Here is a 21,456-nt window from a genome sequence, read left to right as displayed (position 1 = left end):
TTTCTTACTAAATATTGATTATTTCTTTACAACCTTATGAGAGTCAATTAATTTTGAGTTTTCATAAACAGAAATTAAGTACATTCCTGCTGGGAACTTTCTAAAATCGATAGTTGTAAATGTTTTGCCTGCTCCAATATCTGCTACTGCAATTGTTTGTCCCATTAAATTCGTAACAATCAATTTTTTCTTAGTCATTAATCTATCCGATGGAGGAACAGAAACAGTTACTAAATCAATTGTAGGATTTGGATACAATACTATATTAGAACTAATATATGAAGATTTCTCAATCGTTTTAGTTGTAATAGCTTTATTAACAATAGCAGGACAGTTAGGAGTTGTATCAGAATTACTAAAATATAACGTAAATGAATTCGCTACTAACACAAAATTGCCATTATGAACTGTTGCATAATACGTACCATCCAATCCAGGAATTCCTGTTCCAGTTAATGTTATTTCTGGATTAGGCTGATTAAATGTTTGATTAGCCGTAGAAAAATTCATGTACCAAGGGTGGAGATTCAAGTTAAATGAAAATTGGTATAAGCCATTATTAACTGCATCCCAATTTACTGTTAGCTTTGAAAAGTGCCCTAGATTTGGCCCACCATTTCCAAGAACATGCACATGTTCATAAGTAGCATTTATATTTGCTAAAGACGTACTTGTAGGAGCTCCAAAACTACAATTACCAGGCGGAGAAGTATCTGCATCTACAGAAATACTCACAGAAGCAGTATCTGTTCCTCCTTGTCCATCTTTAACTGTAACTATAGCGATATAGTTTCCTGCACTATATTCATGAGAAGATATAGCTCCAACTCCAGTAGTTCCATCTCCATAATTAATTGTATAAGAAAGCGTGTCTCCATCTGCATCTGTAGAACCTGACGCATTAAAAGCAACAGTTAATGGTTCTGTTCCTGAAATAGGTGTAGCAACCAAAGATGCTACTGGTGGTGTATTTATCGGATCTCCAGTATCATTATCACAATCCGGTGGAGTTGCTGAATTACTAAAGTAAAGTGTATAACTACCATCTTTAGCAACTAACACAAAATTACCATCGTCTAGAGTTGCGTAATAAACTCCATCTAAACCTGCAAATCCAGATCCTGAAATTGTAAGCTGAGGTTTTGTAATATTCAAATCTGGTGTAGTAAATGGTATTAAATTGTTATACCAGTTTGGACTTCCGTTATTTGTATTTATAGAAAAATGGTATAACCTATTATTTCCTAAACTCCAATTTACACTAGTATTGGTAATATTACTAAGATCAGGTCCATTATCGCCAATTACATGCAAATAATCGTATGAGCCATTCATTGTAGGAAATGGACTTGTAGTTGGTGTATCAAAAACACAGGGTTCTTCACAGTCTGGATCTTTAATTAAATTTATTGTTTTAGTTATGGTATGTGTTAATGATCCATCGCTAACTGTTAATGTTACCGCTGCCTCATTTCTATTAGTATAGACATGAGATACATCACGACCTTCTGCAAAAGTTCCATCTCCAAAGTCCCAATAATAGGTTAGAAAATCTCCATTTGGATCAGTTGAATCTGCTGCATCAAATTTTACATCTGGACCACCACAGATACCATTGTTAAACTTAAAATCACCTACTGGTGGATCGTTAGGTTGTGCTACCGTTCCAAAATCCACATCGCTTGTTGAGTAAAACGCTTCTCCAGTAAGCGATCGTTGCCAAACACTATAAATAACATGTCTACCTGTTCTTTGAGGAAGTACAACATCTATATTATCTACAGAAGCCGCAGGCCTTGGGGGAGTTCTAATCAAAAGCTCTAAGCTATCCCAAGTTAAAGGTTGGTCTGGTGTCCAATCTGCTTTGGTAATATACACGTCGAAATATTGTGTTTGATGAGGCGTAGAGTTTGTCCATGTTACAGTAAATGGACCTGGACTTACAGGAGTAGCTACCCAATCGCTTCTCACCTGATCTAATCCACCATATTTATCTGGACGACCTGCACTTGCTAAATTTCCATCCATAATAATATCTCTATGGTTGCCAAACGCATCCATTCTTGCCACTTCATTCCAATCGTAAAAAGCTTGTGTTCCATGGGACAGCACAGCTGCTTGACATGCTGGAGAATCTGGACTTACAGGGTTTTCTAGATAACAAATCCAGACGCGACTAGGCGGATAGGTAACTGTACCGTGTGAAAAAATGGGCTGCATTGAAGGAAACAAGAGTGCTACTAGAAGCAGCACTAACATAGACCGTCTTTTTAAAAGACTGCCTGAAAATTGTGAAATTTCTTTCGGGGATGTTTGTTTTTTCATGATAAAAAATAAATTTAATTTGAGGTTAATTTTTTGAAAGGAGTATTACAAAACCAACCTTTGGTCATGTTGATTTGCAATGTTTAATCAATTTAAAAAACTAGAAATAAAGATTTCAACCCAAAAAAAAGCTTCTTTTATATTTTTTTAACATTTTTTCTACTTAAAAAAGAATGTTTCTATAATGTATCTTGAATGAATCATTACTTAATAAAAAACATATCATAAAATTGACTAATTTTGCAGCGATTTTGAATTATGGTAAAGATTGATAACATAGAACTGCCTGATTTTCCGTTGTTATTAGCTCCAATGGAAGACGTAAGCGATCCACCGTTTAGGGCGTTGTGCAAAGAAAACGGAGCTGACGTAGTGTATACTGAATTTATTTCTTCGGAAGGATTGATTCGTGATGCTGCTAAAAGTGTAATGAAACTAGATATTTACGAAAAGGAACGTCCTGTAGGGATTCAAATTTTTGGAGCCAATTTAGATTCAATGTTACGCTCTGTTGAAATTGTAGAACAAACAAAGCCAGATATTATTGATATTAACTTTGGTTGTCCTGTAAAAAAAGTAGTTTCTAAAGGTGCTGGAGCTGGTATTCTAAAAGATATCGATTTAATGGTAAAGCTTACCGAAGCTATGGTAAAGCACACTTCATTACCTGTTACCGTAAAAACACGTTTAGGTTGGGATCATGATTCTATTCGTATTGTTGAAGTTGCTGAGCGTTTACAAGACGTAGGTTGTAAAGCTATTTCTATACATGGTAGAACTCGTGCCCAAATGTATAAAGGAAATGCAGATTGGAAACCTATTGCTGCAGTAAAAAACAATCCTCGTATGCATATTCCTGTATTTGGAAATGGAGATGTTGACTCTCCTGAAAAAGCTATGGAAATGCGTGATAAATATGGTTTAGATGGTGCTATGATTGGTAGAGCATCTATTGGATATCCTTGGTTTTTTAATGAAGTAAAACATTATTTTAAAACTGGAGAACATTTACCAAAACCAACAATTGCAGAACGCGTAAAGGTAGCTAGACGTCATGTAGAAATGTCTATTGACTGGAAAGGTGAGCATTTAGGAATTGTAGAAACGCGTAGGCACTATACAAATTATTTTAAAGGAATTCCTCATTTTAAAGAATACCGTTTAAAATTAGTTACTTCTGATGATCCTAAAGATGTTTTTGCTGCTTTTGATGAAATTGAAGCTAAGTTTGGTGATACAATGATTCCTGAAATTGGATAAAACAACAGTTTATCTATCATTTTGGTACATTGATCGTTAGTTTACCTTATGCATAACTTTTTTTAGCGAATTAAAACCTATCTAAGTCGTAAATTGCGAGTGTAATTAAAAGTTCTTTAGTGTTTGTAAATGAAACATAAAGTAAATCTCAACCAATAAAAACAGAGATCCCTAAAAAGAAACATTTATCTAAAAACGCTAATAAAGTTTATACAACAAATCCCCTAGCTAGGTTTTTCGTTTGATAAATTTCATAATACAAATAGGTACGCAATAACTAGTTATAACCTACTACATTCTTTAACAAAAAAGCAGTTGTCAATTCGTTTGAGGGAGGTGTTGGCAATTGATTAAAGAGCTCTAAAATTGAATTATTTTTAAAAGTATATTGATCATTATTTTCAATATCCGATATATAAGGACATTAAAATATATTCATGGTAACCACACGATGAATTGATAAGCGTTGAATGAAGGCGGCGCGGAAATGAGAGATCTCATAGATTAAAAATCTTCGAGGTCTTTTATTTATATAGCTCTGTATTCATTTTTTGGAAAGGACTCATCAATTAAGGACCCCATTGCGAAAAAACAGAATACAACGGAGTTTTTGTGACAATCTTTATATTTAAAATTAAGACTAACTTCAGCTTCCCTTCAAGTATCCTTCGACGTAGCTCAGGAATCTCTCAGAATGACATAGAATTACCATAAACTGTTTTCTGCTGAAGCACCATTACTTTCCTCTACGTTTAAACGTATTATTTCTCAATAAAAGCTGTTGAAATTCTTGAACTTGCAATTTTAGCTGCTAAAAACCCTAATGTTAAAATAGTACCTATTACAATAAGCAAATTACTTATTTTGAATTCTACTGGGTATGGAACGCTTTGGGTAAGCATAATCAAACTAAATTGTCGCTGTAGTAATACTAATACAATTCCTATAATAAGACCTATTGTCATTCCTACTATGCAAAGTAAAAATCCTTGAAGTACAAATATTTTCTTGATATCTTTTAAGCTAGCACCTAAACTCACTAATGTTTTTAAGTTTTTTCTTTTATCAATAATCATCATGATAATAGCACCAATAACATTGAAAAGTGCTATGATTACAATAAGTGTAAAAATAAGGTACGACACAAAGTTCTCTGTGTTTATTACCTTATAAATTAATGCATTTAATTGTACTCTTGTTTGTACTTTAAATTGACTTCCTAAGTGTTTTTGTAATAATGCAGCTTCCTCTTCAACTGTGTCCGGATCTCTCAATTTAATTTCGATACCCGTAATCACATCGTTTTTATAATTCAACAATTGTTGCGCTACCTCTAACTCTGTAAATACATATTTATTTTGAAATTCTTCCGAACCTGAATACAAACCAACAATTTGAACATTTATGGTTCTAAATGCATTGTTAGGGTTTAATAATCCTTTCCCTGGTTTTGGAATATAGATCTGTAAAGGATCTGAAAAATTAAATAATCGTAACGAGAGTTTATAGGAAATTCCATTACCAATAACTGCGGTATTTCTAAATTCTCTATCTATCCAAGTTCCAACAATTATAGAAGAGTCTACAGGAACTACTTCAGGATAATTAACGTCTACTCCTTTTATGTAGGCTATATGACTTTTATCTTTATACTTTAAGAATACACGTTCTTCTACAACTTTAGAAAAAGAAGCAATATTGGTATTCGAAATTAACTCCTCGTCTACTTCTTTAGAAAAAGCAAACGACTTCCCTTTTGCCGCTGTTATTTTAATATCAGGATCGGCAGCATTTAATAGAGAATAGCTGAAGGTGCGAAGTCCAGAAAAACCAGACAAAATTATGAATAACGCCAGTGTACCAACCAAAACACCTATCATTGCAATAATGGTAATAATGTTTATAGCATTTGTGGTACTCTTAGACCTAAGATATCTTTTCGCTATGTAAAAAGGAAAATTCAATTGCTACTAAAAATTCTTGGCAATGTAACAATTAATTATTGATTAGCGTTTTTGGCGACGGGGTAATATTTCAGGATTTTTTATAGGATTTTCATCCGCTCCTTTTAATGACTTATCTATCTCTTCTATGTAGTCTAAGCTATCGTCTCCGAAAAACAATAATTCTGGCATTCTTCTTAATTGATTTCTCGTTCTTTGTGCTAATTCATGTCGAATTAATGGGGTATTAGACTTTATACCTTCAACTATCTCATCCCTCTTTTCAGAAGGAAAAACACTTAAATACACTTTGGCTACACCAAGATCTGCAGTAACTGAAACTTTAGATACTGAGATAATAACTCCTTTCATTCCGTTTTGGGCAGCACGTTGTAAAACATCTACTAAATCTTTTTGTAGTAATGCTGCTATCTTTCGTTGCCTGTTCGTTTCTTCCATGGTGCAAATTTACCGATTAAAATTCAATTTAATACCACACAAACAGTCTTTACTATGAAAATTGTTATTTCCTGGGGATAAAATTCAAAAATGTAATTAGGAAAGTAATTATGAATTCACTAAGGCATGTAGATTTTATTCTTAATCGCATACATAACCAAACCTACTCTGTTTCTTACATCGAGTTTTGTAAATAAACTATCTCTGTAACCGTCGATTGTTTTGGGGCTTAAAAACATTTTTTCGGCGATTTCTTTGTAGGTTAATTCTGAGCATGCTAGACGCATAAATTTAATCTCATTTTCCTTAAAGTTTACTTGGTTTCTATTCTTCTTACCAGAAACAGAATCTAACAAAAGATTCGTTACGTTTTTGGTATGGTAAAAACCATTGTCCATAATTTCTAATAGCGCTTTTTCTAAGACTTGTTTCTGAGTATCTTTTAATAAATATCCTATAGCTCCTGCTTTTAGCATTTTTAAAATTGTTCCATCTGCATCTTCTACAGATAAGGCCAAAACATTCACATCTGGATAATTAGTTACAATCCACTCGGTAGTCTCAATGCCGTTCATAACCGGCATGTTTACATCTACTAATACAATGTCTGGAATGTTTCTTGGGGAGGCCGTAAATTTTTCTTGGACCTCTCCTCCATTCTTACACGTATATAGTACTTTGAACTTATCGAAGGTATTTACCATGCCCTCGATAGCTTGTGACAGTAGTGTATGGTCGTCCACTACCACAACAGAATACTTCATAATCGTTGGTAATTAAGTTATTAAAAAATTTTACTATTAATATGGAGATTATATATTATAAAAGTAGTAATAAATATTTAAAATTGTACCATTATTAGGCTTAGATTCTAAATTTGCTTCAGCATTTATAAGTTTTACTCTGGTTTTTATATTATGCAAGCCAATTCCTTTTTTATGCACCTCATCCATATTGAATCCGACACCATTATCTTTTGCCTTAATTTCTAACTGATCTTCTTTAAAATTTAGTGCTACTTCTAAGGTAGAAGCTTTGGAATGCTTTATTGTATTTGAGAAAAACTCTTGTAAGATTCTGAATATAATAATTCCGTGTTTTTGATTGATCTCACGTTCTTCTCCTGTAATTGTTAATGTTGCATCTATAAACTGCAATCTATTAAAACGCTCTATTTCTAACTCTAAAGCTTCTTTAAGTTTTACATTCTTTATAAATTCTGGATTTATGAGTTTAGATAACGAACGTATTTCGTTTAAACTCTTGGTAATGGTTTCTGATATTTCTTCAGAATTTTCAATTGCTGCTTGTTGCAATTGTATTTTAGCCAAAGTAAGGAGTTGCCCAATATTATCGTGCAACTCCCAACTGATATTTCTTAAGGTTTCTTCTCTAATTTCTATTTGTGTTTCTGCAATCTCTCGCTCAAAGCGTTTCTTTTCACTTTCCTTTTCTCGTAGTAAATGGTTTTTACGTCGTTGAAAAACAGTGAATAGTATGATTAAAAAAGTAACAATTAATACTATTATTATTGTTGATATTATAAGTACTTCTCTTCCTTCTTGCTGCATAACAAACCATATATTATGAATAAGTTCATTAAAATAACTAATATATTTAAAATAAAGAACAATCCCCTATTTTGCATTTGCCCAAATAAAGTAAAAAAAGGGATTGATGGTAAGTGAAACACTAAAAAACCTACTGAAACCCAAAAAGGTAATAATTCCTTATAATTTAATATTTTGTCAGACATCAATATACTTCTAAGATAAATAAGAACATAAAAGCTCGTATTAAAAGCTCCAAAAATTATTAAATAAAAAAATAGTTCTCCTTTAAAAAATATAACACCCCAAAAACAAAAGAATAAAAAATGCAAAAAAGAAAAAACTTTTTTAAAAAATGAGTCTTTAATTAAAAACACATAAATCATAAAGATGATACTAAACTGTATCAACGAAAAAATATGGTATAAAAAAAAGCTAGATTTACCTGACAAAACTGTATACTCTCCAAAACTTTCAACTATTCCTGTTAATACAGTTAATATTGTAAGTAGTAATAAAAACTTAGTTTTATTTTTGAAATAAAAAAAGAAACTTAGCACACCAGTTAAAATTTGCACAAATAAATCTAGGTAGTTCATTAAATAATAGCTTTAAATAATTTTAATCATGTGGTGGCGCTAAATGAGAGTAATTAGCCACAAAACTTTCTTCTCCTCCATCACTCTCAGAAGACATTATCATTGACTTGAATTCTTGCTTTTCTTGTAAGCTCTTATCTGATTTTAATTTAAAATTCTTTCTATTATTATAACGCCATTTATATCCATATTTCTCCAACATTTCTTTAAAAGTTACAATATTATCTCTAGTAGAATTCAACAAATCAATCTGAACTTCCTTACCATTAATTATAGTCGTTGGAGTATATAATAAATTTTCATAACCAATAAACTCCTCATTTGGAGCTGTCTCCTCTGTATAAATTGCTTTTATAAAGCTTACCCCTTTGATTTCTATATTTTTTTCCTTTGCCAATTTTTCGGTAAAAGTCATATAATTTTTCAATTCTTTAAAATCAAATGTATTAACCCTAGAATCTTCAAAGCCTAAATTTTTCACTAACATTTCAAATCTTTCATCATCATAACCTTTTAGCATTCTTACAACTTTTTCATAGGTGAGTAAAACCTTTGGTTTAGTTGGCTCGGGTTGCGATCCGCACAACCATCTGCAAATGAGTCTTAGTAGTTTTTTCATAATTGTAAAAGTTTAGTTTTAATTCAACTCAAAAATACATTCTATTTTGGATCATAAAACAAACATTTTTCTAAATAACTAAGTAAATCAACATTTTAGAAACAAAAAACAGGAAAAACACTTTTTACCTCCAAGCGTATTTCCTAAAAAGATAAAAGTTAATTCTATCTTTCCTATGTAAAGAATTCTGTGTATTGGAAAAATAGGGCTAGTATACTTATTGGAAATAAAAACCATCTTACATTTTATGTAAAATGGTTTCAGTTTATAAATGTTTTTTAATCTTTATTGTGATAAAGGCTATTTTTAGTGGTATGGTGGTGCAATATTACTAACATTTGCTGCTCCGCTATCTAAATCAGTTTTCCTATTTCGTTTCGAAAAGTTATTTTGAATTTCTTTAGAAATTGTATTTCTGTTTTCATAATCCTCCTTGCTATCATATACCCAATTATATCCAAAAGAGGCTAGCATCTCTTTTATAGTTACTACTTTGTCTTTTGTTGATAACATAGGATCAAAGCCTACATTTTTACCATTAACATTTGTTGTTGGCATAAACATGAAGTGCTGATAGTTAGGTGTTCCATAATTTGCGTCTTCAGGATATGCTCCAGACACAAAATTGATTCCCGTGAGTTCAATTCCTTTTTCTTTAGACAATTGCTTTACATATTTAATATAGTTTTCAATTGTTTCAATAGAATAGTAATTAATACGAGTGTCTTCAAAACCTAAGGCTTGTTCTAAAACTGGTTTTCTGGTTTTATCATAATGCTCTAATCGCTCTATCATCCCTTTGTAGGAAATCATATTCCAAGGTTTTGCTGCTTTGCCTTCTAGAGATACTGTATTTAAAGTATCTTCTTCTTTTTGACATGCTACAAATGTTACTGCACTTGCTACAATTGCCAATGCTAAAACTTTCATTGCTTTCATCTTTAAATTTTTAATGGTTATAAATTAATTTTAAAGAATAGCCATGTTCTATACAAACAGCTTAAACTGTTTGAATCTAAAATTTTATGTACTGTAAGTATTTTTATTTTTAGGAAAGATCATAGCAACTTCTTTTCTGTAAAATTAAACGAGGTTTTGTTTTAGATAGTATGCGAATGGTAAAAGTTTTTTATGCCAAGATTTCTATTTTGGCACATATGAAAGTAAGTAATCTTTATGAAACCCTAATTAATAGATGCTTCACTTCTCTCCGCTACGTTCGCAATGACGAATTTTTCTTATGTCATCACGAGTGCTTCCTGAGGGAACTCGAAAGAAAAGCGAAGTGATCTGTTTATCAATCAGAAAGATGCTATTCTATTAATAATAACATTCACGAATAACTATTTATTATTCAATTGAAAACAATATTTCACTTATAAACCACAAGAAAAACACTTAAAAAAGTTACTGATTACAACTTTTCTATTTCTAGTTTTTATACTGGTCTTCAAATACTTCCTTTTATAAACCTTTGCTTTTACTATTTCGAAATACAATTGTTATGGCGGAAACCGAAAAGCCTAATTAGAAACAGAGTAGGTAACATCTAAAAAATATTAATTATGCCAAATTTAGTACCTGAGCTAAACAGCTTAGATTTTAATGTGTACGTTGGAGGTCCGTTACAGGCAGCCATTCAAGCACAAACGGCAGCTTCTATGGCTACTGTTAACTTTATTAAAGAAGTTGGTTTTGAAACTAGCAATACCCCGAATACTCCAGATTCTTTACGTTATGTAGATTTCAAATACAAAAAATCAGTTCCAAATCCACACTTAGGGAAAACTGCGCAAGAATTGTCTGATGAAGGATTGCCTGCTGGTACAGATACTACCAGTTTATTTTCAACTGACGACGTAGAGATTAAAGTCCCATTTTTAACCATGTTAACCATTCCATCTATTAGAATTGACGAAGTAAATATTGATTTTAATGCTCGTTTAAGTTCTACCGAGACAAGAAATGTTTCTTCTGAATTTGCTGCTAGTGCAGAATTAGGAATTAATTACAAAATTGTAAACTTTAAAGCTTCTGCTTCTTATAAGAGAAATACTTCTCAAGGTGTAAAAGTAGATAAGACGTATAACTTAGGTGTAAAAGTTAGAGCGGTAAACGATGAGTTACCAGAAGGATTAAGTCGCATTTTAGACATGCTAGAAGATAGCATTGCTGCTGTGGCTTAAGCTTAGTTTTAATTCAGAAGGTCATTCTGTTTTTGAATGGCCTTTTTAAATTGAGACTATAAAAAACAAAGACTTAAAGAAAAAAGATGTCGTCTTGAATGGAAAGACTCAAAGAGAAAGCAAAGTAATCTGTTTATTAGATAAAAAGATTGCTTCAGTTGTTGACTTCAACGTAGTTTAATCTCCTACTTCGGAATAACTTGATTATTGCGTAGTACTTAGAATTTATGACAGCTAGTAAATACATCTTTTAACCACTTAAAACAAAACTTAGATCATGATTAACTTAAACGAATATATTGGCAGTATTGCTACTAGTTTAACAGAGGCTCGTATGATTTCTGATTTAAAATCGTTAGAGATTGCTGAAAAATTTGCCAAACACGATTTATTAAAACATTTTTCTATTCCAAGGTTTAGAGCACAAAATATTGAATTAACAATTCCTGTAGCAATTGGAGAACTAGAAACACAATACGAAACAGCACATCAACCTATAGATAATATTGAATTTAGTGCGCAAACGTATAGCATTTTAAAAGATGTGGCTCAAAGAACTTCTTTTGATAGAAAAACTTCTTTACGATTAAAGGCTGCTATTAATAATGAAGTAGAATCTTTAGAAAAAACAATTAAAGCTACTGATGATGAAACCAAAGCTTTGCAAATGTATTCGGAAAGAATTACTGAACAATTTTTAGCAATTTCAGGAGAAAAAATTGAAGTTCCTGTGCTAACAAAAAGAATTACCCAAAGTTTAGCTTCGCAAATAAAACCCAAACAACCTGTAAAGCAAGAACCAAAAGTAATTGTAGAGAGTTATAAACTTCAGGAAATAAAACCAGAAAATCTTATTCAAATTAAAATGACATTGAATGAAGAAGGTATGGAATGGCATACTTCTGAAGATGATAATGGAAATGTGAGTTCTAAATTATTACCAGAATAATCATGAGAAAGTCAACTACAAAAATTGTTGGCGATATTGAGACACAGCTAGCTAAAATTTCAAACATCGTCGACTTACTAGAAAAAAAGCGGACTGCTAGTTCACAAATTTTGAAAAATTGGCTATCTGAAACAGAAGATACCTTGCAACAACTCAGCATTCCAGAAGCTTCTATGTTTGCAGTTAAAAGAGGTGAGCTTACTACTTTTTTACCTAAAGACTCTAGAAACAAACGAAAAGAGTTCTTTCATTTTTCTGCAACTCTATTAACAGGTGCTCAAGGTGATTTATGGGATGTTTATAAAAAACATACTGAAAAATTAGAAAGTGCAACACAACTCATTCATCAGTTATTGCATATAATTTATCAAACAAAACAATTCAAATACGATCCTAACGAAGATTTTACATTATTCATATACCAAATCTGGGATTTTTGTTGTGCTCACGATCAATTAAAAGCCATTACAGTACAAATTCTTTCTTTAATTAATAAAACAGATGTACTTATTGTTCTTGCTAAAGAAATTGAAATAGAAAATCTGTAGACTTTCGTTTGTAGATTTTTTATTTTTACCGCATGGATAAAATTGAACATATTGGAATTGCTGTAAAAAGCATTGAAAAATCGAATGCTCTATTTGCTTCTTTATTTGGTGAAGCGCATTATAAGATAGAAGAAGTTGAAAGTGAAGGTGTAAAAACTTCTTTTTTTAAAACAGGACCTAATAAGATCGAGTTATTAGAGGCTACCAATCCAGAAAGTCCTATTGCTAAATTTATCGCAAAAAAAGGAGAAGGCATTCATCATATTGCTTTTGCAGTAGCAGATATTGAAAGTGAGATTAAACGCTTAAAAGATGAAGGTTTTATTGTACTAAATGAAACACCTAAAAAAGGTGCCGATAATAAATTAGTGGCTTTTTTACATCCTAAATCTACCAATGGCGTTCTTATTGAGCTTTGCCAAGATATTAAAGAGTAGTACTTATTATTCTTTATACGCTGTTTATTTTAACAAAAATTTGTAGTGTAATGGTTTTGTTAGGCTACACTGTACAACAATAATTTGTAAATTGCGCTTTAAAACTATAGCAAATGACGAATTCTTTTGATTCTTTTCAGAAAAGGCGATTACGATCTTCTTATGCTTCTGTTATTATAAGTATTGCTATAGTCCTCTTTATGATTGGTGTATTAGGGTTAATTTTATTAAAATCGACCAAAGTTGCGAATCATTTTAAAGAAGAAGTAGTTATGTCTCTTTACTTAAATGATGAAATTTCGGAAGCGCAAATTGAAACATTTAGAGAGGAGCTACTTAAAAAACCGTATACCAAGGAAATTTATTTTATTTCTAAAGATGAAGCGGCAAAAACCTACAGTAGAGATATTGGGGAAGATTACTTACAATTTCTAGGTACAAATCCTTTAAAAAACGGAATTGATTTATATTTAAAAGCTGATTTTGTAACTCCTGAAAAAATGCAAGAACTGCAACAAGAGTTTCAAAAAAATGCTTTCATTTTTGATGTTTCTTATCATAAACCTTTGGTAGAACAGCTTACTAAAAATATTCAAAGAATAAGCTTTTGGTTATTAATCATTAGTGGCTTCTTTGCTGTTATTTCTATCATTTTAATAAACAGTTCTATTCGGTTATCTATCTACTCTAAAAGGTTTAATATAAAAACAATGCAAATGGTAGGTGCTACTAAAAGATTTATACGAAGGCCTTTTATTTGGCAAAGTATGCAATTAGGTTTTGTAGGTGCTTTTATTGCATTAATAGGATTAGCTTTTGTAGTGTATTATGTAGATGAATACATTCCTTCATTAGAGTTATTAAAAGATTATTTTTCTTTACTTTATTTAGCTTTAGGAATATTAGTAAGTGCATTTATTATTACTTGGGTAAGTACTTATTTTGCTACACAACGATTTTTAAATTTACAAACCAACGAATTATATTATTAAACTATGAATAAAAGTAAAAATTCAAATCAATCAGAGTTTTTATTCGGAAAGCGAAATTATCTGATTATGCTTATTGGATTAGCTGTAATTGCTCTAGGATTCATTTTAATGTCTGGTGGTGGAAGTGACGATCCTAATGTATTTAATCCTGATATTTATAGCTGGAGAAGAATTCGTTTAGCGCCTACATTAGTTATTATTGGTTTGGGAATAGAAATTTATGCTATTTTAGCGAGCCCTAAAAAATAAGCATGGACATAATAGAAGCAATTATCCTTGGAATTGTTCAAGGACTTACCGAGTTTTTACCTGTATCTTCAAGTGGACATTTAGAACTTGTAAAAGCCATATTAGGAGATAATTCTATTCCTAAAGAAAGTTTAACTTTTACCGTAATATTACATTTTGCAACGGCATTAAGTACTTTAGTATTTTTCAGAAAAGAAGTTGCTCAAATTTTCAAAGGACTTTTTCAGTTTTCATGGAACGAAGAATCTAAATTTTCTGCAAAAATTATAATTTCAATGATTCCAGCTGTTTTAGTTGGTTTATTTTTTGAAGAGCAGTTAGAATCGTTATTTAACGGAAAAATTATGTTTGTTGGTTTTATGCTTTTAGTAACTGCATTGCTTTTATTATTGGCAGACAAGGCTAAGAACACTACTAAAGATGTTTCTTTTTTAAACTCTTTGGTTATCGGAACTTCTCAAGCAATTGCAATGCTACCAGGAATTTCAAGATCTGGTGCTACAATTTCTACTTCTGTACTTTTAGGTATTGATCGTACTAAAGCTGCACGTTTCTCTTTTTTAATGGTAGTTCCTTTAATTTTTGGTAAGATTGCTAAAGATCTTTTAGGTGGTGATATTAGTTTTCAATCTTCTGAATCTGTTTCTATGCTTGCTGGTTTTACAGCGGCTTTTGTAGCTGGGTTATTAGCTTGTAAATGGATGATTGCCTTAGTTAAAAAAAGTAAATTAACCTACTTCTCTATTTATTGTGCTATTGTTGGAGTTTTAGCAATTGCATACGCTTTATTTTAATTATTGTTAACTAAGTAGTAGCATTTTTCTATGAACACTCTTGATGATTTTAAAAACGGAAAAGTACTTCTTATAGATAAACCTTTAGAATGGACTTCTTTTCAAGTTGTGAATAAGCTTCGCTGGCATATTCGCAAACAATTCAATATTAAAAAAATAAAAGTTGGTCATGCCGGAACTTTAGATCCTTTGGCAACTGGACTTTTAATTATTTGTACTGGAAAAGAAACTAAAAATATAGAAACATATCAAGGTCAAATAAAAGAGTACACTGGTACTTTTGTATTGGGAACAACAACTCCTAGTTATGATTTAGAAACCGAGGTTGATCAAACTTTTCCTACCGAACATATTACAGATGAGTTGATACATGAAACAACAAAGCAGTTTTTAGGGAAAATTCAGCAAAAACCACCTATTTTTTCAGCCATTAAAAAAGATGGAAAACGTTTATACGAACTTGCTCGTCAAGGAAAAACAACAGAGATTAAAGCAAGAACTGTAGAAATTACTGAGTTTGAAATTACTAAAATTGAAATGCCTTTTGTTGAGTTTAGAGTAGTTTGTAGTAAAGGAACCTATATTCGTTCTTTAGCACATGATTTTGGGGTTGCTTTAAACTCAGGAGCACACTTATCTGTACTAAGAAGAACTAAAATTGGTGAATATTCAGTAAATAACGCACAATCTATCGAAGAATTTGTGCAAACATTACAAAGCACCGAATAAGACACAATATTATTAGTAACTTTAAGTTATAAATAGAACATCAGCTATTCTTCAACACTGAAGAAGAAATTGGAAGGATAGCTTATCATAAATTACAATAGTATAAGTATACTTCAGTAGTTATCTTTAAAAAGATAACTACTGAAGTTTTTTTTTGAACAATAATTAATAAATAAGATTCGTATGAAAACTCTTCGCTTAATTTTTACTTTTTTTATCGCGTCATCTATACTAATATCTTGTAGTGACGACAGTAATTCTCCTCAAACTCCAAACACCACTAGACAGTTTGGAATATTTAAAGTATTAGATGACAATACAACCATAGAAATGGATGGAACTATAGGTAGTTCTGCTTTAAATGATTTTAACGCTCTTGTAGCTTCTTTTCCAAACATTACGAAAATCAATATTAAAAACTGTGACGGTTCTTCTGACGACACAGTTAATCTGCAACTTTCAGAAAAAGTACATCAGAAAGGAATCAATATTCATTTAATGGATAATGGTGAGATTGCCTCTGGTGGCGTAGATTTCTTTCTAGCAGGTATACAAAGAACAAAAGGAAGCAATACCAGAATTGGAGTGCACGCTTGGGCTGCGGGAGAAAACACAACTGCTACAGATTTCCCTGTAGGTCACGCAAATCATTTGCCTTATATTAATTATTATGTTTCGGTAGGATTTACCCAACAACAAGCAGAAGCTTTTTATTATTTTACAATTAATGCAGCACCAGCGAGTGGTATTCATTGGATGACAGCAGCAGAAATTGCACAATATAATATTGTAACACAGTAAAACTATTTTGTTAGTTTTTCGCAGTCTACTCCAATACGTTCGCATCGCTTTTGATAACAATCTTTTATTTTTAAAGATAACGCAGCATCTTTTGGAAATAAAATCTGCCCTTTTTTATAGAAAAAGAGGGCATTTTTATAATGTTCTTTCGCATAAAAAACATCTCCTTTTTCAATTAAAATAGCCAACTGTTCTTTTTTCAATCTTAAGTTTTGCTGTTGAATACTTTGTTTGTACTCCTCATTTGAAGTTATTAAATAATTAGTCATAACTCCTATTAAAATAACTATTGTTACTATCACAAAATAATAAGGTATTCTAGCTCTCCTAGATCGTTCTCTTATCTTCTCTTTGTGTAGTTCTAATTCTTCTTCTGTAGCTTTTTTAAACTTAAGTTTTACATCTATTATTTTAAATCTTTTTTCTTGATCTTTAAACAACGATTTCTTTCTCAATAAATTTTTATTATTCTTTAAAACAGGTTGTATACTTCCATGTCCCCCCATAACTCTTTTATTATTGGACATTGAAAGCTATGTTATGTTACACTCATACCCCCAACAAAAAAGAGCTTAATTCTTCTAAACTAAGCTCTTTTTAATTTTAAACGGACAAATCTTATTACTTCTTAATAAATCGTACGGTTTTATATCCTGTAACTTTTAAAAGATATACTCCTTTAGAAAGTTGTGATACTCTTAAAGTACTTTCTTCTATACGTCCCTTATCAATTTCCTTTCCTAAAGTGTCATATATTTTATATTTTTCTCCTGTTAGCTTTAAAGGCACTGTAATAGTCTCTATTGCTGGATTTGGGTATATTTTAAAATTCCCTATTGTTTCTTCATCTACATTCAATACCTCTGCATTAAATTCAATTATTGGAGAGAATATTACAATTTCATTACTCTTATATCTAATAATTGTATTCCCTATAACACTAGTTCTAGCTGTTTCTTCTAATACAATCTTAACCTGATATCTTCCAGATTCTGTTGGTGTAAAAGTACTAGTAGTTGCATCTGGAATTTCAGTATTTGTATCTACATTAATCCATTGGTATGATTTTGCCCCTTTATAACTTACTTCTAATTCATCGCTTTCATTCCTACTTACAGAATTATCAACATCTATTGCATTAATTGTAATTGTTATAGGAGCTGATAAACATCCATTACTATCTTTAACATTAATCAAATAAGTACCTGGTTCCAAATCAGTAAAAATATTATCACTTATAAATACAAGTCCTCCGTCAATGCTATATACATAATTTTCAGAACCTCCACTTGCTTCTATTTCAATTATTCCACTTGGGCTATTTCCTGAAGGAGTTATTGTAATAGCACTAATTTGCACAGGCTCTGTAATTGTAACTTCTATACTTTCACTCTGATATATATTCTCTCCATCATTCACAACCACATGATACACACCTGAACTACAAATATTTACTTCATCTGAATTAACTCCTGGTATTAATATTCCATCTTTATAAAATGAATATGTATAGGCTTCTGTACCTCTTACAGCATTTACTTCCAACAAAGTACAGGTTCCCGCACAAAGAGCAAGCTCTCCTGTTATATTTGTGCTGACAGATAATGGTTCTTTTACTTGAATTGTTACTGTAGCTGTATCACAATGATTTGCTATTACACTATTGCATACTGTATACTCAAACACATCTGTTCCTACAAAACTTGGATTTGGAATATAGGTAATAATATCGTCTGTAAAATCATATGTTGTACCTGCATTATCTATTGTAACTGTTCCATTAGAAGGTGTTGTTGCAGTAATTATACCTCCTTCAAATGGTAAATTATTATCATTAGCAAAAACATCAATAACAACTGCTTCTTCCTTATCTGTAATAGTGGTATCATCTACTAATTGGATGTCATTTATTGATTTTACATTTATAGTTACTGTTCCAGTAGCTGCATAACCATTTATGTCCTCAATCTCATATGTAAAACTATCTACTCCATAAAAATGAGGATTGGGATAGTACAGCAATATATCATCTGTAACATCGTTTGGCGTTCCATTATTATTTATTTCTACAATTCCATTAGATGCACTACTTAAGGATAATATATCATCCGCAGAAATGTGGCTATCATTAGCTAGAACATCAATATTTAAAGGTGTATTTTCGAATCCCTCAACATTATCATCTAAAACTATAAATTCTGAGTAACTTATAATTATCTCTGGCGTGATTGTTGTACAGCCATTTGCATCTCTAACGCTAATTGTATACTTACCTGAAGTAAGTCCTGTAAAAGTAGATGAAGCAGTAAAAGGGCTTCCATTTAAACTATATCCATAAGGAGCAGCCCCACCTGTAACAGCAACTTCAATTGTATCTTCTGAAGTTACAGATCCTGTAGCAACTAGTAACGGGGGGTCTATAATTTCAATTACAGAAGAAGCACTTGCACACCCTGTATTATCTGTCACCATAACAATATAAGTTCCTGCTACAATATTAGAAAAAGTTCTATTTGCATCTGAAGACGTATCGTTTACTAGGTTGATATTAGTATTGGCATTAATTACATCTACAGTATAAGGAGAAATCCCTCCTGTAATATCTATAGTAATTGCACCTGTACCTCCATAACATGGAGGTTCGTAGCTTTTGTAAACAGTTAAATCTAAAGGTAAAACTTGGTCAATATTTATTGTAGTACTATATTGATTTAAAGCATCATCTCGTACATAAACGTCATAGGCTCCTGGTTCATTTATCACAAACTCATTATTAGCATTAAATAAAGTAGGGACTTCTCCTTCTGGTACTATTGCATATTCATAAACCCATGTTCCTCCACTTGCATCAATGGTAATTCTTCCTGGCTCATTACAAGTAGGTTGTTCAATAGTTACTACTGCCGATAACTCTACATCTTGAACAGGAGTTATTGTTACCATAACTGTTCCTGTACTACATTGATTATTATTACTATTACAAACTGTATAGGTAAATGTATCTGTTCCTGTAAAATTTGCATCTGGAACGTAACTGATAAGATCATCCGAAATATCTTCTGTTCCCATATCATTTGTAGTTACTGTTCCGTTAAATGGCGTTGTGAAAGTAATTCTTCCTCCTGCGGGTATTTTGTCATCATTCTCTAAAACATTAATAATAACAGGTTCATCTTCTATTGTAGTAGCTTCATCATCATTAGTTACTATAAAAACACCATTATCAACTTCAACAGCTATTGCCATAAAGAATGGCCAATAAACATCTCCAGACGTTGTATACCTTAGTTTAGCTGAACTTGTATTATTATCTATAATTTCATTATTATGATTTTCACTGAGTTTAAATAAATCTACATCAAAACCTAAAGTATTTTGACTGTTAATTGTTCTCTCAGAACCAAATTGGTCATTTTTAGAAATTGTGCTATTAAAAAAATTATTAGCTTCATTTAAGTTAGCAGTAGAGATATTTACATAATTCCCATTTATATTCTGAATCTGTAAATTATCTCCTTGGATATAAACATCACCTTCAAGTGCCATTGTAATAAAAGATGCTTTTACATTTCCTTCTGGGGCAGTTACGAAGCCTGCAAAATCTACTTCTACATCATTTATTCCATCTACAGTTGCAAAACCGTCTGCAATTGATATATTTTTAAATGACTCAGCTTCGTTTTCATACACGATTACCAAAGACCATCCAGCAGCTCCACCTATCCCATGAAGTTCATCTTTTCCTACAGTAGCTCTAATATTAGCAGCATAATAATCTCCGTTTGGATTTTCTAATGCTTTCACTAGAGATGTCACATCTTTAAAACATACATATGGCCTTTGTGTAGCTAGTCCACTATCATTAACAACTTCACCAGTAATATCTTTATATTCTTCTCCAGGAAGTTTAAACTTTATTACTCTAAAATCTCCTTCTCTTGGATTTTCATCTGACCAATTATTATACGGATAAACACCGGCCCAATACAATCCTGCAAATACAACTTTTGAATCTACAGACATACTTAGACGAGATTTAGACGAAGAAAATGTATGTTCGCTCCCTGTTATTCCTTCAGCATCGTCTATATCTATGTAATCCATATAAAAATTGCCATTATTTAAAGGGTAAAATGAAGCTCCTACCTTCATGAACAAGTCAGAGTTATATGCTAAATTGGGGTGATCATTTCCCGTATAAAGAGAAAAAGCATTCTCTTCTTGTTTATATAATTCGCCTGTTTTTAAAGCATCTCTATTTAAAATATTATTTGCAATAAAAGTAATACCGCCTTTAATATTTATACTTTCATCTTGTAGTCTTTTTGTGAAAGACGCATCATTTCTGCTTAGCGTTTGACAAAAAGTAGTTTTAATTAACAATACGTTAATTAAACATAATAGTAATAGTTTTTTCATTGTTTAAATTTTCATTTGGGGGTTAGCAATTCTTTATTTTAAAGAATAACAAATTAAATGAAAAAACTAACAATAAACAACTTACCTTTTTAAAATATTATAAGAACCTATTATACCAACTCTCTGTAATAGGCACTTCCCAGTAGTTTTCTAAATCGAATTTTGTTTGCACCAAATTATCGAAAACGATGGTTTTACTGTTAACAGATTTATTTTTAATTAATTTTTTAAATTCTTTTACAGTTTTATACTGAGTATATTCTCCTTGTTTAAAACAAACGTTCATTTTATCTAGTAATTCAACCTCATAAGCGACTTGTAACTCTAAGATAAAAGCTACTTGTTTATCCAAATCTTGATTTGTTATTACCGCTTCTTCATTAGCTCCAAAAACAATAAATCGATCGTATAGCAATTGAAATGAACATTTGCACCCTTCTCCTTCTTTCCATTTTTCAATAAAGCTCTTTAATTTCTCTTTTAAAGGCTCTAATTCTTGTGGATAAAACTTTCTGTTGCATGGATAAATCCATACTCTAGCCTCATCTTCTAAAGTTTTAAAATCTACTAACATTAGGCAAATATAGATAAAAAGAA

General features: G+C 31.3%; 20 protein-coding genes. 10 read left to right on the top strand and 10 right to left on the bottom strand.

What is annotated here, in order from left to right:
• Positions 1–18 precede the first annotated feature (18 nt).
• Entirely contained in the window at positions 19–2,325 is a 2,307-nt protein-coding gene (locus ACKTTC_RS06520) for a lytic polysaccharide monooxygenase (protein WP_408038995.1), read from the bottom strand.
• A gap of 258 nt (positions 2,326–2,583) precedes the next feature.
• Here ACKTTC_RS06520 and dusB point away from each other — a divergent pair, with 258 nt between their 5' ends.
• Positions 2,584–3,585 (top strand): tRNA dihydrouridine synthase DusB, encoded by a 1,002-nt coding sequence (gene dusB / locus ACKTTC_RS06515; protein WP_408038994.1) that lies wholly within the window; start codon positions 2,584–2,586, stop codon positions 3,583–3,585.
• Between the two features lie 761 nt (positions 3,586–4,346).
• Here dusB and ACKTTC_RS06510 read toward each other — a convergent pair.
• The 6 genes from ACKTTC_RS06510 to ACKTTC_RS06485 all read right to left on the bottom strand — a co-directional run bounded on the left by ACKTTC_RS06510 (position 4,347) and on the right by ACKTTC_RS06485 (position 9,694).
• Positions 4,347–5,549, bottom strand: a complete 1,203-nt coding sequence (locus ACKTTC_RS06510; protein ID WP_408038993.1) for an ABC transporter permease — start codon at positions 5,547–5,549, stop codon at positions 4,347–4,349.
• Positions 5,550–5,591: 42 nt separating this feature from the next.
• Positions 5,592–5,987, bottom strand: coding sequence for a 30S ribosome-binding factor RbfA (rbfA, locus tag ACKTTC_RS06505; protein WP_408038992.1), 396 nt, complete (start codon positions 5,985–5,987; stop codon positions 5,592–5,594).
• Between the two features lie 119 nt (positions 5,988–6,106).
• Positions 6,107–6,751 (bottom strand): response regulator transcription factor, encoded by a 645-nt coding sequence (locus tag ACKTTC_RS06500; protein WP_408038991.1) that lies wholly within the window; start codon positions 6,749–6,751, stop codon positions 6,107–6,109.
• 48 nt (positions 6,752–6,799) lie between these two features.
• A complete protein-coding gene (locus ACKTTC_RS06495; protein ID WP_408038990.1) occupies positions 6,800–7,558 on the bottom strand; it encodes a sensor histidine kinase in 759 nt (252 codons plus the stop codon).
• A gap of 600 nt (positions 7,559–8,158) precedes the next feature.
• Positions 8,159–8,755: a hypothetical protein gene (locus ACKTTC_RS06490; protein ID WP_408038989.1), complete on the bottom strand. Its 597-nt coding sequence runs from the start codon at positions 8,753–8,755 to the stop codon at positions 8,159–8,161.
• A 306-nt stretch (positions 8,756–9,061) separates the two neighbouring features.
• Positions 9,062–9,694, bottom strand: a complete 633-nt coding sequence (locus ACKTTC_RS06485; RefSeq protein ID WP_408038988.1) for a hypothetical protein — start codon at positions 9,692–9,694, stop codon at positions 9,062–9,064.
• Positions 9,695–10,320: 626 nt separating this feature from the next.
• Here ACKTTC_RS06485 and ACKTTC_RS06480 point away from each other — a divergent pair.
• The 9 genes from ACKTTC_RS06480 (at position 10,321) to ACKTTC_RS06440 (ending at position 16,440) form a co-directional block, all read left to right on the top strand.
• On the top strand, positions 10,321–10,941 hold the full coding sequence (locus ACKTTC_RS06480; RefSeq protein WP_408038987.1) for a DUF2589 domain-containing protein: 621 nt from the start codon (positions 10,321–10,323) through the stop codon (positions 10,939–10,941).
• 277 nt (positions 10,942–11,218) lie between these two features.
• Positions 11,219–11,890: a hypothetical protein gene (locus ACKTTC_RS06475; protein ID WP_408038986.1), complete on the top strand. Its 672-nt coding sequence runs from the start codon at positions 11,219–11,221 to the stop codon at positions 11,888–11,890.
• A 2-nt stretch (positions 11,891–11,892) separates the two neighbouring features.
• On the top strand, positions 11,893–12,438 hold the full coding sequence (locus ACKTTC_RS06470) for a hypothetical protein (RefSeq protein ID WP_408038985.1): 546 nt from the start codon (positions 11,893–11,895) through the stop codon (positions 12,436–12,438).
• Positions 12,439–12,470: 32 nt separating this feature from the next.
• Positions 12,471–12,875 carry a methylmalonyl-CoA epimerase gene (gene mce, locus ACKTTC_RS06465; RefSeq protein ID WP_408038984.1) on the top strand — a complete coding sequence of 135 codons (405 nt, stop codon included), beginning with the start codon at positions 12,471–12,473 and terminating at the stop codon, positions 12,873–12,875.
• Positions 12,876–12,988: 113 nt separating this feature from the next.
• The gene (locus ACKTTC_RS06460; protein WP_408038983.1) at positions 12,989–13,867 is read left to right on the top strand and encodes a cell division protein FtsX; all 879 of its coding nucleotides are present in this window, start codon (positions 12,989–12,991) and stop codon (positions 13,865–13,867) included.
• Between the two features lie 3 nt (positions 13,868–13,870).
• On the top strand, positions 13,871–14,116 hold the full coding sequence (locus tag ACKTTC_RS06455) for a DUF3098 domain-containing protein (RefSeq protein ID WP_408038982.1): 246 nt from the start codon (positions 13,871–13,873) through the stop codon (positions 14,114–14,116).
• 2 nt (positions 14,117–14,118) lie between these two features.
• The gene (locus ACKTTC_RS06450; RefSeq protein WP_408038981.1) at positions 14,119–14,910 is read left to right on the top strand and encodes an undecaprenyl-diphosphate phosphatase; all 792 of its coding nucleotides are present in this window, start codon (positions 14,119–14,121) and stop codon (positions 14,908–14,910) included.
• 30 nt (positions 14,911–14,940) lie between these two features.
• Positions 14,941–15,639, top strand: a complete 699-nt coding sequence (truB, locus tag ACKTTC_RS06445; RefSeq protein WP_408038980.1) for a tRNA pseudouridine(55) synthase TruB — start codon at positions 14,941–14,943, stop codon at positions 15,637–15,639.
• A gap of 183 nt (positions 15,640–15,822) precedes the next feature.
• Entirely contained in the window at positions 15,823–16,440 is a 618-nt protein-coding gene (locus tag ACKTTC_RS06440; RefSeq protein WP_408038979.1) for a hypothetical protein, read from the top strand.
• Between the two features lie 2 nt (positions 16,441–16,442).
• On the opposite strand, the gene ACKTTC_RS06435 is transcribed toward ACKTTC_RS06440, so the two are convergent.
• The 3 genes from ACKTTC_RS06435 to ACKTTC_RS06425 all read right to left on the bottom strand — a co-directional run bounded on the left by ACKTTC_RS06435 (position 16,443) and on the right by ACKTTC_RS06425 (position 21,433).
• On the bottom strand, positions 16,443–16,967 hold the full coding sequence (locus ACKTTC_RS06435; RefSeq protein ID WP_408038978.1) for a hypothetical protein: 525 nt from the start codon (positions 16,965–16,967) through the stop codon (positions 16,443–16,445).
• 94 nt (positions 16,968–17,061) lie between these two features.
• On the bottom strand, positions 17,062–20,859 hold the full coding sequence (locus tag ACKTTC_RS06430; RefSeq protein WP_408038977.1) for an Ig-like domain-containing protein: 3,798 nt from the start codon (positions 20,857–20,859) through the stop codon (positions 17,062–17,064).
• 97 nt (positions 20,860–20,956) lie between these two features.
• Complete coding sequence (locus ACKTTC_RS06425) at positions 20,957–21,433, bottom strand: ABC transporter ATPase (protein WP_408038976.1); 477 nt, start codon at positions 21,431–21,433, stop codon at positions 20,957–20,959.
• Between the last annotated feature and the right edge of the window lie 23 nt (positions 21,434–21,456).

The organism is Tenacibaculum amylolyticum, assembly GCF_964511145.1.
Lineage (GTDB): Bacteria > Bacteroidota > Bacteroidia > Flavobacteriales > Flavobacteriaceae > Polaribacter > Polaribacter amylolyticum.
The sequence above is the reverse complement of the archived record's forward strand: the minus strand, read 5'-3'. Positions and strand labels throughout refer to the sequence as shown.

Excerpts from the sequence above, each read along its gene's own strand:
- ACKTTC_RS06520 (WP_408038995.1), bottom strand. The coding sequence starts at position 2,325 with ATGAAAAAACAAACATCCCCGAAAGAAATTTCACAATTTTCAGGCAGT.
- dusB (WP_408038994.1), top strand. The coding sequence starts at position 2,584 with ATGGTAAAGATTGATAACATAGAACTGCCTGATTTTCCGTTGTTATTA.
- rbfA (WP_408038992.1), bottom strand. The coding sequence starts at position 5,987 with ATGGAAGAAACGAACAGGCAACGAAAGATAGCAGCATTACTACAAAAA.
- ACKTTC_RS06500 (WP_408038991.1), bottom strand. The coding sequence starts at position 6,751 with ATGAAGTATTCTGTTGTGGTAGTGGACGACCATACACTACTGTCACAA.
- ACKTTC_RS06495 (WP_408038990.1), bottom strand. The coding sequence starts at position 7,558 with ATGCAGCAAGAAGGAAGAGAAGTACTTATAATATCAACAATAATAATA.
- ACKTTC_RS06490 (WP_408038989.1), bottom strand. The coding sequence starts at position 8,755 with ATGAAAAAACTACTAAGACTCATTTGCAGATGGTTGTGCGGATCGCAA.
- ACKTTC_RS06485 (WP_408038988.1), bottom strand. The coding sequence starts at position 9,694 with ATGAAAGCAATGAAAGTTTTAGCATTGGCAATTGTAGCAAGTGCAGTA.
- ACKTTC_RS06480 (WP_408038987.1), top strand. The coding sequence starts at position 10,321 with ATGCCAAATTTAGTACCTGAGCTAAACAGCTTAGATTTTAATGTGTAC.
- ACKTTC_RS06475 (WP_408038986.1), top strand. The coding sequence starts at position 11,219 with ATGATTAACTTAAACGAATATATTGGCAGTATTGCTACTAGTTTAACA.
- ACKTTC_RS06470 (WP_408038985.1), top strand. The coding sequence starts at position 11,893 with ATGAGAAAGTCAACTACAAAAATTGTTGGCGATATTGAGACACAGCTA.
- mce (WP_408038984.1), top strand. The coding sequence starts at position 12,471 with ATGGATAAAATTGAACATATTGGAATTGCTGTAAAAAGCATTGAAAAA.
- ACKTTC_RS06460 (WP_408038983.1), top strand. The coding sequence starts at position 12,989 with ATGACGAATTCTTTTGATTCTTTTCAGAAAAGGCGATTACGATCTTCT.
- ACKTTC_RS06455 (WP_408038982.1), top strand. The coding sequence starts at position 13,871 with ATGAATAAAAGTAAAAATTCAAATCAATCAGAGTTTTTATTCGGAAAG.
- ACKTTC_RS06450 (WP_408038981.1), top strand. The coding sequence starts at position 14,119 with ATGGACATAATAGAAGCAATTATCCTTGGAATTGTTCAAGGACTTACC.
- truB (WP_408038980.1), top strand. The coding sequence starts at position 14,941 with ATGAACACTCTTGATGATTTTAAAAACGGAAAAGTACTTCTTATAGAT.
- ACKTTC_RS06440 (WP_408038979.1), top strand. The coding sequence starts at position 15,823 with ATGAAAACTCTTCGCTTAATTTTTACTTTTTTTATCGCGTCATCTATA.
- ACKTTC_RS06435 (WP_408038978.1), bottom strand. The coding sequence starts at position 16,967 with ATGTCCAATAATAAAAGAGTTATGGGGGGACATGGAAGTATACAACCT.
- ACKTTC_RS06430 (WP_408038977.1), bottom strand. The coding sequence starts at position 20,859 with ATGAAAAAACTATTACTATTATGTTTAATTAACGTATTGTTAATTAAA.
- ACKTTC_RS06425 (WP_408038976.1), bottom strand. The coding sequence starts at position 21,433 with ATGTTAGTAGATTTTAAAACTTTAGAAGATGAGGCTAGAGTATGGATT.